Annotated in this window: 15 protein-coding genes and 1 tRNA gene; 9 read left to right on the top strand and 7 right to left on the bottom strand. The window is 56.6% G+C overall.

The window, feature by feature from the left end:
• The first annotated feature begins 38 nt into the window (after positions 1-38).
• The 3 genes from QP990_RS03990 (at position 39) to QP990_RS03980 (ending at position 1,724) form a co-directional block, all read left to right on the top strand.
• Complete coding sequence (locus tag QP990_RS03990) at positions 39-1,190, top strand: alpha/beta fold hydrolase (RefSeq protein WP_239208333.1); 1,152 nt, start codon at positions 39-41, stop codon at positions 1,188-1,190.
• Positions 1,190-1,579, top strand: a complete 390-nt coding sequence (locus QP990_RS03985) for a YchJ family protein (protein WP_023021590.1) — start codon at positions 1,190-1,192, stop codon at positions 1,577-1,579. Before QP990_RS03990 ends, QP990_RS03985 begins: the two co-directional genes overlap by 1 nt.
• A 71-nt stretch (positions 1,580-1,650) precedes the next feature.
• A tRNA-Pro gene (locus tag QP990_RS03980) sits at positions 1,651-1,724 on the top strand.
• Positions 1,725-1,761: 37 nt separating this feature from the next.
• Here the strand turns inward: QP990_RS03980 and QP990_RS03975 are convergent.
• On the bottom strand, positions 1,762-2,334 hold the full coding sequence (locus QP990_RS03975) for a cadmium resistance transporter (protein WP_284798499.1): 573 nt from the start codon (positions 2,332-2,334) through the stop codon (positions 1,762-1,764).
• Between the two features lie 91 nt (positions 2,335-2,425).
• Here QP990_RS03975 and QP990_RS03970 point away from each other — a divergent pair, with 91 nt between their 5' ends.
• From QP990_RS03970 to QP990_RS03955, 4 genes are all read left to right on the top strand, one after another.
• Entirely contained in the window at positions 2,426-3,349 is a 924-nt protein-coding gene (locus tag QP990_RS03970; protein ID WP_200287526.1) for an ABC transporter ATP-binding protein, read from the top strand.
• 39 nt (positions 3,350-3,388) lie between these two features.
• Positions 3,389-4,180 (top strand): ABC transporter permease, encoded by a 792-nt coding sequence (locus QP990_RS03965; RefSeq protein WP_200287528.1) that lies wholly within the window; start codon positions 3,389-3,391, stop codon positions 4,178-4,180.
• Positions 4,181-4,335: 155 nt separating this feature from the next.
• The gene (locus tag QP990_RS03960; RefSeq protein WP_239208331.1) at positions 4,336-5,325 is read left to right on the top strand and encodes a sensor histidine kinase; all 990 of its coding nucleotides are present in this window, start codon (positions 4,336-4,338) and stop codon (positions 5,323-5,325) included.
• Positions 5,318-5,926 (top strand): response regulator transcription factor, encoded by a 609-nt coding sequence (locus QP990_RS03955; protein WP_239208330.1) that lies wholly within the window; start codon positions 5,318-5,320, stop codon positions 5,924-5,926. Before QP990_RS03960 ends, QP990_RS03955 begins: the two co-directional genes overlap by 8 nt.
• A 46-nt stretch (positions 5,927-5,972) precedes the next feature.
• On the opposite strand, the gene QP990_RS03950 is transcribed toward QP990_RS03955, so the two are convergent.
• Together QP990_RS03950 and QP990_RS03945 are read right to left on the bottom strand one after the other, a co-directional pair.
• Positions 5,973-7,355: a hypothetical protein gene (locus QP990_RS03950; RefSeq protein ID WP_239208329.1), complete on the bottom strand. Its 1,383-nt coding sequence runs from the start codon at positions 7,353-7,355 to the stop codon at positions 5,973-5,975.
• Between the two features lie 204 nt (positions 7,356-7,559).
• A complete protein-coding gene (locus QP990_RS03945; RefSeq protein ID WP_239208328.1) occupies positions 7,560-7,733 on the bottom strand; it encodes an antitoxin in 174 nt (57 codons plus the stop codon).
• 356 nt (positions 7,734-8,089) lie between these two features.
• Here QP990_RS03945 and QP990_RS03940 point away from each other — a divergent pair, with 356 nt between their 5' ends.
• Positions 8,090-9,349 (top strand): site-specific DNA-methyltransferase, encoded by a 1,260-nt coding sequence (locus QP990_RS03940; protein ID WP_239208327.1) that lies wholly within the window; start codon positions 8,090-8,092, stop codon positions 9,347-9,349.
• Here the strand turns inward: QP990_RS03940 and QP990_RS03935 are convergent.
• From QP990_RS03935 to QP990_RS03925, 3 genes are read right to left on the bottom strand one after another with little or no spacing between them, the layout of a single operon-like run.
• Entirely contained in the window at positions 9,346-10,305 is a 960-nt protein-coding gene (locus QP990_RS03935) for a PHB depolymerase family esterase (RefSeq protein WP_284798498.1), read from the bottom strand. The genes QP990_RS03940 and QP990_RS03935 overlap by 4 nt on opposite strands.
• A complete protein-coding gene (locus QP990_RS03930; RefSeq protein WP_239208368.1) occupies positions 10,302-12,044 on the bottom strand; it encodes an ABC transporter ATP-binding protein in 1,743 nt (580 codons plus the stop codon). Before QP990_RS03930 ends, QP990_RS03935 begins: the two co-directional genes overlap by 4 nt.
• Positions 12,044-13,474, bottom strand: coding sequence for an ABC transporter ATP-binding protein (locus tag QP990_RS03925; RefSeq protein ID WP_239208325.1), 1,431 nt, complete (start codon positions 13,472-13,474; stop codon positions 12,044-12,046). The genes QP990_RS03930 and QP990_RS03925 overlap by 1 nt, the downstream gene beginning before the upstream one ends.
• A 37-nt stretch (positions 13,475-13,511) precedes the next feature.
• Between QP990_RS03925 and QP990_RS03920 the strand changes: the two genes are divergently transcribed.
• Positions 13,512-14,318 carry a class I SAM-dependent methyltransferase gene (locus QP990_RS03920; RefSeq protein WP_023021599.1) on the top strand — a complete coding sequence of 269 codons (807 nt, stop codon included), beginning with the start codon at positions 13,512-13,514 and terminating at the stop codon, positions 14,316-14,318.
• Here the strand turns inward: QP990_RS03920 and QP990_RS03915 are convergent.
• Positions 14,315-15,700 (bottom strand): anaerobic C4-dicarboxylate transporter, encoded by a 1,386-nt coding sequence (locus tag QP990_RS03915; RefSeq protein ID WP_049360916.1) that lies wholly within the window; start codon positions 15,698-15,700, stop codon positions 14,315-14,317. The two genes, QP990_RS03920 and QP990_RS03915, sit on opposite strands and share 4 nt — an antisense overlap.
• Positions 15,701-15,796: the final 96 nt, after the last annotated feature.

Below are 15,796 nucleotides of genomic sequence, written 5' to 3'. Positions count from 1 at the left end.
TATGGATTGCGGGAAAGAGGCCCGTTATTCTAGTTCTCATGCAATCCGTCAATGTAAAGCTGCCTTCGAGCCGGGGTACTGAGATGGCTGGAACCATCGACTTCCCGGATTCTCCCCCGATCGCCTACGCCATCTTTGCCCATTGCTTCGCCGGCTCCCGCCATACCCCTGGTGCCGCCCGCACCGCGAAGCAGCTCACCGAGTTCGGCATCGCCACGCTGCGCTTTGATTTTCCCGGCCTGGGCCAGTCCGCCGGTGAATTCGGCGATACTACCTTTAGCCAAAACGTCGATGACATCCACGCCGCAGCCGCGTGGCTGACGGAACACTATTCTGCACCCCAATTGCTGATGGGCCACTCGCTGGGCGGAGCCGCCGCTTTGAAGGCAGCTAAGACCATGAAGTCCCTCAAAGCGGTAGCTACCCTCGGCGCCCCGTTTGATCCAGCCCACTCCGTGCTTCACTACGCGGATAAGATTGGCGAGGTCGACGCCAATGGTGAAGTAGAAGTCGTCCTCGGCGGCCGCGGGCTCATCATCTCCCGCAAGTTCTTGGAGGACTTGGCAGATACCAACCCCGAGGAATATCTGCCTAAGCTACGCAAGCCCTTGATGGTGTTGCACTCTCCCATCGACCAAACCGTGGGTATCGATAATGCGCAGAATATCTTCCTCCTCACGCGCTACCCCAAGTCCTTGGTCTCCCTCGACAAGGCCGACCACCTGCTCACCAAGCAAGGTACGGCCGCTCGTGCAGCGGATCTCATCGGGCCGTGGGCCGAGCAGTTTATCGTTCCCGATTACACGCCGGAAGAAGTAGGTACCGACGCCGCTGTTGCGCAGCCGGCTACCGGCACCAAATTCGGCGTGGTCGTGCGCCACAATGACCATAGCCTTAGCGCCGACCGCACTAAAAAGAACGGCGGCAAGGGCAAGGGTTTTACCGCCGAGGGCCTTCTTATGTCTGCCCTCGCTGCGGCGTCGACCCAAGCTATCAAGGAGGCTGGCAAAAAGCTCGCGCTTGACGACGTCCATGTGAGCATCATCCAAACCGGCCCTGCCAGCTTCGAGCGCCGTATCGAACTCGCCGGTAACCTCTCAGCGGAAGAGGTATCAATTTTGCACTCTGCCGCGAAGGATACTGATGTCGAGCGCATGCTAGGCAACGTCACCATCGTGGACGCACACTAATGCCTGCTTATGACTCCTCGCGCCGCTGCCCTTGTGGCACCGGCCTTTCCTACGGCGAGTGCTGCGGCAAGTACCATGCCGGTAGCAATGCGCCCACCGCAGAAGCGCTCATGCGCTCCCGGTTTAGCGCTTTTGTTACCGGCGACGAGGAGTACTTGCTGCGCACGTGGGATCCTGTCACTCGACCTGAGGCCCTCGACTTGGCAGACTCCCCCATTAGGTTCTACCGCCTCGATATCCTAGATACCCAAGGCGGCGGCCTTATGGATAGTTCCGGCGTAGTGGAATTTGAGGCGTTTTATAAGGGAGCAGCTGTCGGTTCGCAGCGCGAACGTTCCTCGTTCCGCCGCTTCGACGGTACGTGGGTGTATTCCACCGGCGAGCTTTAACGCAGGTTACACCCCAAATTTCACAGTAGAATCCTACTGATGTAATCTAGATGAGTCGCACAGTGCGACGGCGGGCTATGGCGCAGTTTGGTAGCGCACTACACTGGGGGTGTAGGGGTCGCAGGTTCAAATCCTGTTAGCCCGACAAATAGCGGCCAGCACCTACACGGTGCTGGCTTTTCTTATACTGCAAGCAAAATCGAGACTCCCAGCGCAATGAGCACCACGGGAAAGAGCACACTCTCCCACTTCTCCAGCGCTTCGGCTATTCCAGGCCGAGTTGCCACAAACCGCGCCGCCCAAACCAGTGGAGCTACAAGCGCGAGAAAGACGGCACAATAAACTGCTACTTCGGCCGGCGTAGAGGTAGTAAAAACGGGCACGTATACGCCGATATTGTCCCCTCCATTGGCAAAAGTGACTCCGGCGACCGCCAGCGTGCTCAGCTTTTTGCCGGAAATATCCTCATCGTCATCCTCACCTCGGAATGCCTGCCACGCCGCCCACAGGCCCAGCAACAACGGGATGAGGCCAAAGTAGCGAATGAGATCGGTCGGTATAACGGCGTTGAAGCCCAATCCGACAACGGAAGAGGCCACCAGTATGCCAAGGAAACCGAGATACTGGCCCATCAGTATCGCGGCAGTTGTTCCCTTGCGCCCAGCACCGCGGGCGAAAAAGAGGGATAGCACTATAATGTCATCGATATTGGTGGCCACAAATAGCCCAGCGGCCGCTGCGAGAGTAGTAAGCACTCACCCAGCCTATCGCGCCATGACACTTGTCATGAAAATTTCATGACAGATCCTATTCACCATTCTTGCTGGCCCCGAATACCTTTTAGGTATGAGCACGACAGACCTTAGGGCTAAACACACGCCAGCCATAAAAGTATCCGGAGTCAGTAAAACTTTCGCCACGAGGAGCTCAGAGCCGGTCCGTGCGCTGAGCGAGGTTTCATTTAGCATCTCCCAAGGCGAGATCGTAGGGCTCCTAGGCACCAATGGTGCAGGTAAAACCACCCTCTTTGACCTCATCCTAGGGCTCACCACCCCCACCGCAGGCAACATTGCCGTGCTTGGCCGCACCCCACGGGCCGCCGTCCAAGGCTCAGAAATCGGTGCCGTATTGCAAACCGGCGGCCTCCTACCCGAACTCACAATCCTAGACACCCTGCAGATGATGTCCGCCACCTTTCCGCATCCCCTGCCAGTCGGGGATATAGCCGAACAAGCCGACCTCACACGGATCCTTCACCGAAAGGTGGGCAAATGTTCTGGCGGCGAGCAACAGCGTGTACGCTTCGCCCTCGCACTTTTAGGCAATCCCCGCGTTCTCTTGCTCGATGAGCCTACTGCAGGAATGGATGCTAATGCTCGCCACGAGTTCTGGACCACCATGCGCCGCCAGGCAGAGTTGGGACGAACTATTGTCTTTGCCACCCACTATCTGGAGGAGGCGGACAATTTTGCGCAAAGGATTATTCTCCTTCATGAAGGCAAACTACGTGCGGATGCAAGCGCCCAGGATTTTCGCGAGCATTCGGCCCAGCGCATTGTCGAGGCGAGGTTCGCAGGGCCAGTCCCCTCTACAGACGAGCTACCGATTTCTGCCGAGATTTACCAATCCGGCGACTACGCCCGCATGGTAACCAGTGACTCTGATGCGCTTGCAAGATACCTCCTTAACCACACCTCGGCGCGCGACATCACAATTCGGAACCGCTCCTTAGAGGACGCATTTTTAGCGATGACTGCGCCCCAACCTTAACCAGCCACTTCTAGTAAACCTTTGCACAAGGAATCTCCCATGACGATAAAACCTGCAACCACCACTGCACGAACCCTGCGGTTTGCTGCCCATAACCTGCTGCGCCTGCGTCGAAACTTCACCCCGATATTTTTCAGCACCATTTTGCCGGTGTTTTTCTATCTCCTCTTCGGCGCCATGATGGACTTTGGCGATACCCCCTTTAAAGGAGGTAATTATGCTGCCTTAGAAATGATCAGCATGGCACTCTACGGCGGCGTCGCTGGTTCCGTTGCAGCCGCTGGCTCCGCCGTCACCGATGCCAAGACTGGGTGGGCACGCCAACTAGCGCTTACTCCATTACGCTCACGCCAGCTGCTATGGGCAAACCTCATATCCATCGGCTTTCAAGCCCTGCTACCCATTACGGCAGTATATTTGACTGGCGCCGCTACACATGCGGAAATGCAGCCACACCAGTGGATCTTAAGCTTCATTTCCTGCCTCCTAGTTTCCATTCCCTTGGGCTTCTATGGCTTGGTGTGGGCAATGGCGTTGCCCACCGACAACTCCGTCGCAATCGCCTCGACGTCTGTCGTTCTTTTTCTTTTCGCGGCGAATGTGTTCACACCGCTGACCAAGCCGCTAATGGAGTGGGGCCGCTTCACTCCCCTTTTCGGTCCAGCTGTACTAGCCCAGTGGCCTCTGGCAGAAGGAAGCCAGTTTCTCAACGGGGATGAAGGCACGATTACGCACCCGTTGTGGATGGCGTGGCTAAACTTCACGGTATGGACGACAATCTTCCTGACCGCGTGTCTCCTGCTACGCTCCCGCGACAAAGCTCGGCGCTGATGTCATCTCTCCGAGAGCCATTCCGCGGTTTCAGCCTCAAAAGTGCGCTTTTTGCCAGTGTGTGGTTAGTCTTCCTCATTCCCGGACTGGGGAGCACTTTTGCCGCGCCGGGGATGACCCTTACTAATCAAACCGGGGCCCTTTCGTGCGCTCTAGTGTTCGGTCTTGTCTATTTCTTCGCTTTCGGCGCTGGAGGCTACTACCCCCGCGGATGGCGGGTAGAGCAGCGAATCGGGCTGTATTGGTTTGCACTTGCAGCCATCGCGGTATTGTCGACTGTCTTCTTCGGGAGCATTGCCGTCATTTTTGCGCCGTACTTGGCGGCATTGCTCGGCTTTAACCTTCCTTTGCGCCACAGCTTAGCGTTCACCCTTCTTACAGGGACTGTGGTGGCTGCTGCCACTTGGTACCTTACGCCCAAAAATATCGGCTGGGTCCTCATCGTCCTTTTCGCTTGGCCAATATTTTTAGTGCTGCTCGGCACCTTTTCCCAGCGTCAAGATAGTCGCGCAGAGCTAGAACGCCGATTGGAGCTGGCACGCCAGCGCGAGGATATTGCTACCGATGTTCACGATCTCTTGGGGCACTCTCTTACCGTGATTAATCTTAAGTCCGAGCTGGCGCGCCGGCTAATAGATACGGATCCACAGCGGGCAAAGCAGGAACTGCGAGAGGTAAGTGAGCTTTCTCGCCGAGGTCTGGCGGAAGTCCGCTCCACAGTGACTCGGATGCGCATGCCCACCTTTGAAGGCGAAATCCACGCCGCTCGGAGGGCGCTCGAAACCGCGGGTATTGCGCCCTATTTGCCTTCGGCTACCAAGGCCACTGGTCTTTATGACGCCGAATTTTCCTGGGCGCTGCGCGAATTGACCACCAACGTGGTCCGGCACTCCGGTGCCACCCATTGCTGGGTCCAAGTGACAGACCACCAACTGCAGGTAGCAGACGATGGCTGCGGATTCGGTGCAGAAGAAAGCCTGTTCCGTCCCCAAGGAGGGCTTAGTGGTCTGCGCAACCGCGTGACAAAAGCTGGCGGGCAGCTGCTTTTTGCGCGCCGCAATGACTGCACGCTCGCCTTGGTTACTATGGACGGAGACAACGACTTTCTTCCTCTTAGCACCGACGGAGGTGTAGGCGATGCCTGAAACCATTCGAGTTCTCATTGCTGAGGATCAATCATTGGTGCGAGGGGCGCTAGTTGCTCTCTTGGAAACAGAGCCAGACATTAGCGTTGTAGCACAGTGCGCAACGGGTGTGGAGGTTGCGGGGCTCGTCGCCAAGCATAGCGTCGATGTTGCTCTGCTGGATATTGAAATGCCCGGCAAGAACGGGCTAGATGCCGCCGCTGAGCTGCAAGGCACGGGCTGCCGCAGCCTCATAGTCACTACCTTCGGCCGCGGTGGCTACGTGAAACGGGCGCTGGAGACCGGGGTTTCCGGGTTCGTAGTCAAAGATACCCCGCCAGAAAAACTAGCCGAAGACATTCGGCGGGTGCACTCCGGGCTTAAGGTCATTGACCCAGCACTCGCCCAAGAGACCATTTTCATTCGGGAAAATCCACTGAACGCACGCGAACAGGAAGTCGCACTTCTCGCCTTGAAAGGTAGCAGCACTCACCAGATCGCCCGCAAGATCCACCTGAGCAATGGCACGGTACGCAATATTGTATCTTCGCTCATCGCTAAAACCGCGGCTGAAAATCGCTTTGAGGCAGCAACTATTGCGCAAGCACAAGGCTGGCTTTAATAAAACGCGGCCCCGGTGCTGAAATCCCCCTGTTGCTTGTATATGCCTAATCGGGCCTTTTTAGCTCGAGCACATTGACCATGCCCTGAAGGATTATATCCATCACCTTAGAAGCCAGGTTGAAGTAGAAATTGGCCGAGTGATAGCGCAACGCCCCTACGGTACTTAGCTGCGAAAGGCCGTGGATGGAAGCCCACAAAGCTGCAATCTGGGTAAAAAGAATCCACGGCGAACGTGGTCCATTAGACTCAGAAATGGCATCTCGCACCAAATTCATGATGAAGGTAAATGCCTTGCCCATATCAAATGGTTGCTCAGTATCGCCGGTCTCTTCGAAAGAAACGGGGACGATTGAGCGGCTAGAGACCTCAATGAGGGCAACAAACCCAATGGGATCCTCAAGCGCATATTCCAAGTACCCAAAGCCGGTTGCCTTGATATAAGCAAGTCCGTGGGAGCCTTCAGGCAGAACCTGGTTTTGGCGCATGATTGCCAGCGTATTAGCTTCATCCAAGGATTCTTCCAAAGCACGCAACAGGTGAGAATCGCCGTCAAAGAGATGCTCGGCATCCGCCAGATCTACGCCCGCCCGTGCAGCTGCTGAGCCCAGATGCAAATTAGGAAGCCCATTGTAGACGATTTCTTCCGCCGCACCTCGGAAAATGGCTGCGCGCTTTTCCTCCGCCGTGGACTTTGGCATGTCCTTTGCAGCAGTAGTAAACGGGACCGGCGGTTCCCCAGAAAGCGCCTCTGGTTCGAAGGGGGCTATCTGCCCGTCGCGCAAGCAAATTTCCAAGCCGGAAAACAACGTCTCAAGACAAGCATTAAAGGTCTGCTTCTTCGCTGTCGGCGAAAGGTGTCGCATAATTCCAAACGTGGCCAAGTGGGTAATTCCCTGCAGCTCACACAAGAAAGAGAGCGACTGGATAACTACCAGCCGGTGCTTAAACTCGCCCCGTGCGGCAACTGCCGCATCCCGCATGTGCTCGAGTACCCAGCGGAAGATCGGGGGAAAAGCGTCGAAGCTTTCCGCCTGCTCAATGCCGTCTTCAAAGTTGGGAAAGCTCGTCGCCGTCTGACAGTTATTATAAGCAGCGAAATAGGTCGGGTTTTCAATAGCTAAGTTAAAGTAAACCTTGGCTACTTCACGAAGTTTCTCAATAGCCGCAGCATCATCCGGCAACTCATCCAGTGCTTTAAACGCTGCCACACGGATTCTTTCATCCAAGAATCGGCTGGTTTGAATATAAAGGTCGTGGTCGTCTTCGAAAAAGGACTTAGCTTCATCGACTGGCACATCGATTTGCTCCGCGACAGCACAAACCTGTAAAGCGTCGCGCCCACCCTTGGCAAGGATACGAGCACTCTGCTCCAGCAAGCGCTGCTTAGCGGAGCCCGCGTGGGAGACGGAGCCTTCAAGATTGTTCACACAATAATCCTAGCGATTTCCTGCAAAAATTCAGCCCGATTCGCCCATTTTATAGTTCAATTCACCCACAAAAAGGTGACATCACTGGGATAGACCTATTGCAGATCACTGCGTTCAAGCCCGATACAATTTTGGCCCCCACCCTGACGGGTTGGGGGCCAAAATAAAAACTAACTGTTCACCCGTCTAGCAGGTGAACGCTATTTACTCGTTGCCGAGCTTGCCATCAGCAGCGTCGCGAGCCTTGTCGATCTGGTCTGCCTTGTCCTCGCCCAGCTTGCCCTTAGCTGCGTCAGCTGCCTTGTCCAAGCCCTTATCGGTGATCTCTTCGCCCTTGTCGGAGTTCAGTGCATCCTTGGCCTTATCGAAGATACCCATGTGGTTATCCTTTCTTCTAGTTCTAGCTTTGTCTAATTATTGCCGTGTCCGGCAACACATCCCAACGTACCGATACTTCTAACTCCATGCCACCAGATCGAGCGATTGAGTCACTAGACCAAACATTGCCTCCGCTAAACCAAAATCAATTCCGTTCTGTAACGGAGTTCTTCTCAGAATCATAAATGAAGGCCCCACAGCTTGATAACTATTTAAGGCCACCGCCTTAGTCCTACTCCAAAGCCCCAAACTACTAGGCAGCGGCGGCATTTTAGCTAAAGCCGACTGTCCTAATTCTTGCGAATGCTAGCGTTAGACGATATTGACGTTTCCCCTCCTGACAAAGGCATTGCACCATGGCTACCGCTAACCCACCACACCCACCACATCCGGATACAGGCGGGGATTTTTTTGGCTTAGTTTGGCCAGGCAAAGACGCAGCCCGAGAAGCCGCACATACGCCCTTAGCACGGAATTTCCCGCTCGATTCTGCCCTTAGTACACCAGGTGACTCACTCAATAGGATTTTTGCTGCAGATAACCTTCCAGTCTTAAAAGAGCTAGCCGCGCGCCGAGAGGTCTTTGACGTCATATATATCGATCCCCCTTATAACACGGGCAAAGACTTTGTCTACCGCGATAACTACCGTTTACGTCGCCAGCTGCGTTCAGGTAGCTATGCGGAATGGCACTCGGAATGGCTATCGATGATGCTCCCCCGGTTGATTTTGGCTCGAGAAGTACTGTCCCCTGAGGGGTTCATCTTCGTCTCCATTGGCGAAGACGAGGTAGCCAATACCCGCAAGGTGCTCGATGAGGTGTTTGGAGAGGGATGCTTTGCCGGCCAATTGATTTGGAAGAAGGCCGGCACCGGCAAAAATGATGCAAAATACGCCGTGGTAGAGCACGAATACATCCTGTGTTATGCCCGAACTCCAGACAACCCCGGTTTCAATATCGATATCCAAGGTCATACCTCCACCAAATATAACCATGAGGATGACAAGGGAAAATACTCCTTGGTACGCCTAGATTCTAAAACCCTTGGGTACCTTCCTTCTCTAGATTTTCCGATCTCAGGGCCCGATGGAAAGGAGTATTGGCCAGACCAACCGGCGGGAAAGAAAAAAGTCGCTCGCTGGCGATGGAGCCTCGACAAGGTGGAACAGTTCTACGATGAGCTGGTTTTCCGTCGCGGGTTTGTCTACACCAAGAACTACCAGAAGGTAGGCGCACGCCCACGTTCGATCCTGGACGGCGAGCGCTTTGGAGTGACCCGCACCGGCCGACGCGATGCGGAGGAAGCAATGGGTATAGAGGGCATCTTCGATTTTCCAAAGCCGGTACGCCTGATTAAACACCTTCTGTCCATTGGTGGTGGCAAGGATGCTCGCGTCTTAGACTTCTTTGCTGGGTCCGGCACCACAGCGCAGGCGGTTATAGAGCTCAACGCCGAAGATGGGGGGTCCAGGACTTTCCATCTAGCGCAAATTCCGGAGCCTACCTCCCCGCGTAGCACGGCTCACCGCGCTGGTTTTTCTACCGTTGCAGATATTTGCATGGAAAGGGTGCGCAAGGTTCCAGGTGCTACCTTTCAGGTCTTTAAGCAGAGCTAGGTTTGTGCGGTACCGGAAGGACGACCAGGAATTCCGAAGAAATCTAAGACGCGATCGGTAGCGAAGAACCTACCTACCTCGTTATGCGCGTCCGCCGTGCCTCCAGGCCACACGTGCGAACCCCCGGCGATACGGATATGTTCGAGCAGTGCGGTACAACCACTCCACCTCATATCGAGCGCATTATTGACCAAGCGGGTGGTATCGACCTTGGTCGAACAACCATTGCGTTTGCGGTCCTGTTCCAGCACGGACTCCACGGAGTAGTACTTGGTCTTGTGGCGAGTGCCTCCGTAATAGCCCACCACAGGGTCTACGGTGCCGTGCATATCCAGCCGCCCGACGGGAGAGTGCGCACAGTTTTTCAGAATGTCTTCATAATAGGCAGCGGAAACGGTGGCAACGGATTTGAAGGTATCGGGCATCTGGCAGGCCAGATAGGCAGCGAATCCGCCGCCATTAGACATACCGGTGGCAAAAATTCGACCATCATCTACGCGGTAAGTAGCGCGGACCGCATCAATTATTTCCCGCACAAACTTCTTATCTTCCGTTGTCGAGGTCTTGGCATATGGAGCGGGGCTCCACGCCTTTTTCTTGCCTTCTGGGAAAATCATGATGGCATCTGCGGCATCCAGGCGAGAATAACCACGGAGGTTTTCGGCAGACTGACCCCACCCGTGAAAGGCGAGGACGATAGGCCATTTTTTATCCCCTGAATAGTCTTTGGGCACACTGAGGATAAAGGAACGCCCGGAGGGCAGGTTGATCGTCCTAAAAGAGCCCGGCTCAGGGCCGTTCAAGGGTGCGGAGGTAGGAATTCCTAGGTTAACGGTGTTGGTGGTCTCTGCCGCGTGCGGGGACTCTGTTGATTCGCTAGAACACGAAGTGCCAGCAGCGGCAAGAAAACACACAGTTACCGCACCGAGCACGGCCCGAAGTGACCTCGCGTTCATCCTTGTCGTCCCTTCTGCCATGCGTCCCATAAGTGCTTATAACGGCCACCATAATCTAGCAGGTCGTGGTGACTTCCCTGTTCAACCACGCGGCCATTATCCATCACGATGATTCTATCCGCCCGTGCTGCTTGGTCGAGCCGATGCGCCACGACCAACGCCGAACGCCCACGGGTGACTTCGATGGCGGCCTTTTCGAGGGCTTCGGCTCCCACCGAACCCGCCTCCGCAGTGGCCTCATCCATAATGACGATTTTCGGGTCCAAAAGCAATATTCGTGCTAGCGCGAGTTGTTGGGACGCCACAGGATCTAATTGGACTCCCTGTGAGCCGATAACCGTATCTAGGCCATCGTCTAGTTGCGCAAACCAGCGTGCGCCCACCCGCTCGAGTGCTTGAAGCATCTGTGCGTCGCTTGCCTGAGGGGCAGCCAAAGAAAGATCCTCGCGGAGGGTGCCTGAAAAAACGTGTACCTCTTGGGAGATCATGGCTAATCGCGCCACGCGCTCAGCGTCCGAAAGAAGTGCTACCTCTACCCCGTCGACCAAGACCTTTCCTTCCTCAGGAACCCGCAAGCCAGCCAAAAGTGCGGCCACGGTAGTCTTACCCGCGCCGGAGGCTCCGACTAAAGCCACCGTATGCCCGGCAGGAATATTGAGGCTGATGTCTCGTACAGCCCAGCCACCGTTGCCGTAGCTAAAACTCACATTTCGCATTTCGGCTTCTCCGTGTGGGGCTGGGGCGCCGTAGTCCGGCACCGCCCGCGGCGGGTCAACGACGACCCCGACTATGCGAGACAGCGAGGCGTAGCCGGATTGTACGGTGTCGATTACCCGCATCAATCCCATGAGCGGGCCCCGCAAACGGATGAGCAGAAGCATGGCTGAGGTTACGGCGCCAACTGTGAGTGCTCCCGTTTGCACCGCCCAAAAACTCACCCCAAGACCACAGCACAGCATGGTGAGCTCAATGCCAGTCATCCACAGCTGTAGAACCATCATGGTTTTACGCGCTGCGTAGCCATCCTTTACCACTTGCGCGGAGGCACGTTCGATGCCGGCATGCATCTGCCCTTCCAGTCCAAAGGCGCGCACGGTCTTTCGCCCTCGTATCGCCTCAAGAAGCCTGCGCGCTCGCTCGGCCATGGCCGCACGCTCATCGGCATAGCGGCCAGGGGCTCGGTGCAGGTACCTGCGAGCGGCGACTACATATAGCGGCGCAACTGCAACTATTACCAGTATGTATTGCCAATTGAGGCTAAGCAGCGCCACCCCGGTGGTGGTGATGGCAAAAGCAGATTTGGCCAACACTGGTGCGGTCTCGGTGACCGCTGCCGAGAGCTCTGCTACATCATCGGTAGAGCGAGAGACCAAATCCCCGGTGCCCGCTTCCTCCACACGATGTGTGGGCAAGCGCAAAGCGGTAGACAGCATGTCTTCACGCAAAGCCGAAATCACCCGCTCTATAAGGCGGGAGAGAAGAAAGAACCCCGCTGCGGAGAGCGCTGCGGAGACCACGGCTACCACTATCAACGAAAGGCCAATGGTAGAAATTGCACTTTTGGTGATGACAGCATCAACAATCTTTCCCAGCAGGATCGGGATCGCTACATTGGCGCTTGCGCCCGCGGTGAGTAAGGCAAAGGCCACGGCAGCCTGCGGCCGCGCACCGGGGACGTCGGAAAGCTGCCGGCTAATTTCTTCGCGCACCTGGCGCCACGAAGCCGTAGGAAACCGCATCATAGGCTCGATCCCACAGCAGTCCATGCCGGCGAAGCGGTATAAACGAGCGTTGGCTTTATACCGCGGTGGTGTGCTACCCGCTGCGCAATGACTTGCTCAGTCACCGAGTCCACGGCGGTAGTGGGATCGGCTAAAACAAGGACCGCAGGGTCCGCCGCAATTGCTCGTGCTAGCGCCACGCGCTGCTGTTGTCCCCCGGAAAGATTCCGGCCGCCCTCCCCCACCTCGCGATCTAAACCACCCGGGATATCTTCCCCCGCGGCCGTGTAAAGCGCCCGTTTGGCAACCGCGCTATCAGAAGAAATATTCTCCTGCACGGTTCCCTCGAAAAGCAGCGTATCGTGCGGAGCAACAAGGAAACGCTCCCGCGGCAGAAAAACTAGATCATCTGGGACAGGCTCGGCCACCACGCTCACTCCAGGGGCGAGGGCCGGAAGCTGCGGTTTCTTGCCTTCCACGCTGGGAGCAGCAAGGACGGCCGTAACGCGGGCAGCACTTGCCTGCGCGGCTGCCCAGCGCGAGGCAATATTTCGCCCCAACATCGTCATCGGCGTGATGACGAACTGCGTCAGACCAATAACCGTAATAAGCTCACCCACACTGATAGTGGAATGCATTGCTAGCGCACCTGCCCCAATGCCCACCGCAATGACATACACCGAGCCCAAAATCTCCGTAGCAGCATTGAAGCGCGCTTGGGAGGCATTGGCGTCTACCGTTCGCTCATAGGCAGTGTCAGAGGCCTGGGCATAGCGCATACTCACCGTTGCTACCGCACCCAAGCCTTTGAGTATCCGAAGGCCGTGCACCACATCGGTGGCCATTGCACTGGCTTTGGCCAACGCCGCCTGGCGGATTCCTGAGCGGGCGCGCAGTGGCTGTGCCGCGCGCACCGAGCCCGACACCACGAGCGGGCCGCCGCACAAAATGGCAATGCCCAAGGGTAGATTGATGCGGCTGGTCATGATAGCCACATACACAATGGCGCTAATCTCTGCGACGGGGAATACCGTCATCATCACCGCATTCTGCACCCGCCTAGCGTCCGTGGAGGCAATAGCCAGCAACTCACCGGCGCTGCGGGGCTTGCCCGCCATTCCACGCGGGTCTTGAATCCTATCCGTGATGGCCATGCGGACATCGTGGCCAATTACCAACATGGCTCGGGCATTCAGCCCGCGCCCGTACCAGGCGGCTAGGGCATTAAGACCGAATGCGGCTACTAATACCGCTAGCCATAGCCCCAGGCGGTGGATGGATCCCTGCGCCACGGCTTCATCGATGGCATGGCCCACTATCACTGGGGTGGTGGCGTTAAGCAGAAAGGACACAACCATGCATAGCGCTGCCGGCACAGTAAGAGCAGGGCGGGAAAAGACCGTCTTCAGCAGCCACCTGGGATCTGATGCTGCGGGAAGTGTCCTCATAGGCAGCCATTCTAATTCGCGGTAGGTTAGATGAGCTATGTCGACTCGCCGCCCAGATCCCCGTCACTTTCCTAGCTACCGCAAGGCCTCCACGAAGCAAGGCCCCGGTTTCCGCACTGCCGCGCAACGCACCGCCTCCGCCCAAGCCTTCCGCCGCGGCGCTAGCACGTACCACGATGTACGCCCTGGCTATCCGGACGAAGTCACTGCCCTTATCGCCCCTGCCCACACCGTAGCTGATATTGGTGCAGGTACCGGAAAGCTCACTGAGTCCCTTCCCAATGAGCGGGTTATAGCCTTGGAGCCTTCCGCCGATATGGCGGGAGTTCTCGCTTCCCGTCTACACCTGCCGGTCCTGCGTGCTACGGCCGAAAACACCGCGCTTGCCGACGCCTCCTTAGACGCAGCCTGCCTCGCCCAAACCTGGCACTGGGTTGATGTGGCAGCCGCCTGCGCAGAGCTTGACCGCGTCCTCGCGCCGGGCGGAAAAATCCTCTTGGTCTGGAATACGCTCGATGTCAATGCCGACCCATGGGTTTTGCGGCTTTCTCGCATTATGCACTCTGGCGATGTACATAAACCGGGTTTCTACCCGGACTATACGGCGCCGTGGTCTTTAGAGCGAGAACTCCGCCTGACCTGGGAGCACGAACTTACCCCGGAACAACTTCACCAGCTAATGCATACCCGGTCTTACTGGCTTCGCAACGGCGAAGCCATCCATGAGCGCATGACCCACAACCTGGACTGGTACCTCTACGAGCACTTGGGATATACGCCCGGACAAAAACTGCACATCCCGTACCGCACGGATGCCTTCGTGCTGGTACGGGAGTCGGATTAAAGCAGGATCTGCGCTAGGAGCGAGCCCACGACGCAGGAAGTAAATACCGAGATGGCGCCGGGAATCAGGAAAGAGTGGTTGATGACGAACTTGCCAATGTGCGTCGTTCCCGTGCGGTCAAAGCCGATGCAGGCAAGGTCCGAGGGGTAGGTGGGCAAGATGAAGTAGCCGTAGGCCGCGCCGTAGAAACCGACGATGATGGCAGGGTCGATGCCCAGCTGCAGGCCAATCGGAGCAATTGCAACCAAGGCCGCGGCCTGCGAGTTCACCAGCTTAGACACGATGACCAGCACCACGGCGTAGGCCCATGGGGCGGCCTCCACTACGGAGCCCAGGTTGGATTCCAAAGCGTCGATATGGGCTTCGAAGAAGGTATCCGCCATCCAGGCCACACCGAACACGGAGAATACTGCGGTCATGCCGGCTTTAAACACCGGGGTGGAAGCGATCTTTTTTGGGTCTGCCTTGCAGCTGAGCAAGATAATTGCGCCGGCTACCAGCATGACCATTTGGATAACCAGGTTCATAGACAGCGGGCTTAGCTCGCCATCATCTCCCGGAACAAGCGGGCGAAGGAATTCAAAGGCACCGAGGGCGACAACGCTGGCGATAGCGACGAGGAAGATAACTACCGCGCGCTTTGCTTCCGGCGAAAATTCCTCATCCATAAGCGACCCAGTGGATTGGTTGATGCTTTCGGCAAACTCCGGATCCTTCATTCGCTCCTGGAATGCCGGATCCTCGTCCAAGTCCTTGCCGCGGCGCAGCGACCACAGTGCGGCAAGAATGACGCCAGAAAGTGACGCTGGAAGAGCCACCATCAGGATCTGCGGGATGGAATAGGCGTGGTCGATAGCGCCGGCATTTTCTGCGATGATAGACGCCAAGGACACGGTGGCCACAGACACTGGAGAGGCCGTAATACCCATCTGCGCCGACGTCGAGGCGACAGCCATCGGGCGTTCTGGGCGGATGCCCTTTTTCAGCGCAATATCCTCAATAATCGGAAACATCGTGTACACCACGTGGCCCGTACCGCAAAGGACCGTCAAGAACCAGGTAGTAAGCGGCGCGAGGATGGTGATGCGCTCTGGGTGGGCGCGAAGGAACTTCTCGGCAAATTGCATCATCACTTCCAGCCCGCGGGCCTGTTGCAAGGTAGCCGCGCAACCAATGACTGCGATGATGGTCAGCATCACTGACACCGGAGGCTCGCCCGGGGCGAGGCCGAAAACAAAGACCATGAGCATCAGACCGATGCCGGAGATTAGTCCCAGCCCGATGCCACCATAGCGAGTGCCCAAGAGCAGGGCGCTAAGGATGATGATGATCTGGAGCACGATGGCCAGAATTGAATCTGGCGCGATTACGCTGGCTAACATACAAAGCCTTCCATCACGAGAGGATCTATAACTGGTTATATCCTATCGATCCCCACATGAACGGACATAAACGGACAGGCGAGCTAATTCTCACAC

The sequence above is a fragment of the Corynebacterium sp. MSK071 genome (genome assembly GCF_030232125.1).
GTDB lineage: Bacteria > Actinomycetota > Actinomycetes > Mycobacteriales > Mycobacteriaceae > Corynebacterium > Corynebacterium kefirresidentii.
Note: the sequence above shows the minus strand (reverse complement) of the source record. Positions and strands in the feature narration are given on the sequence as shown.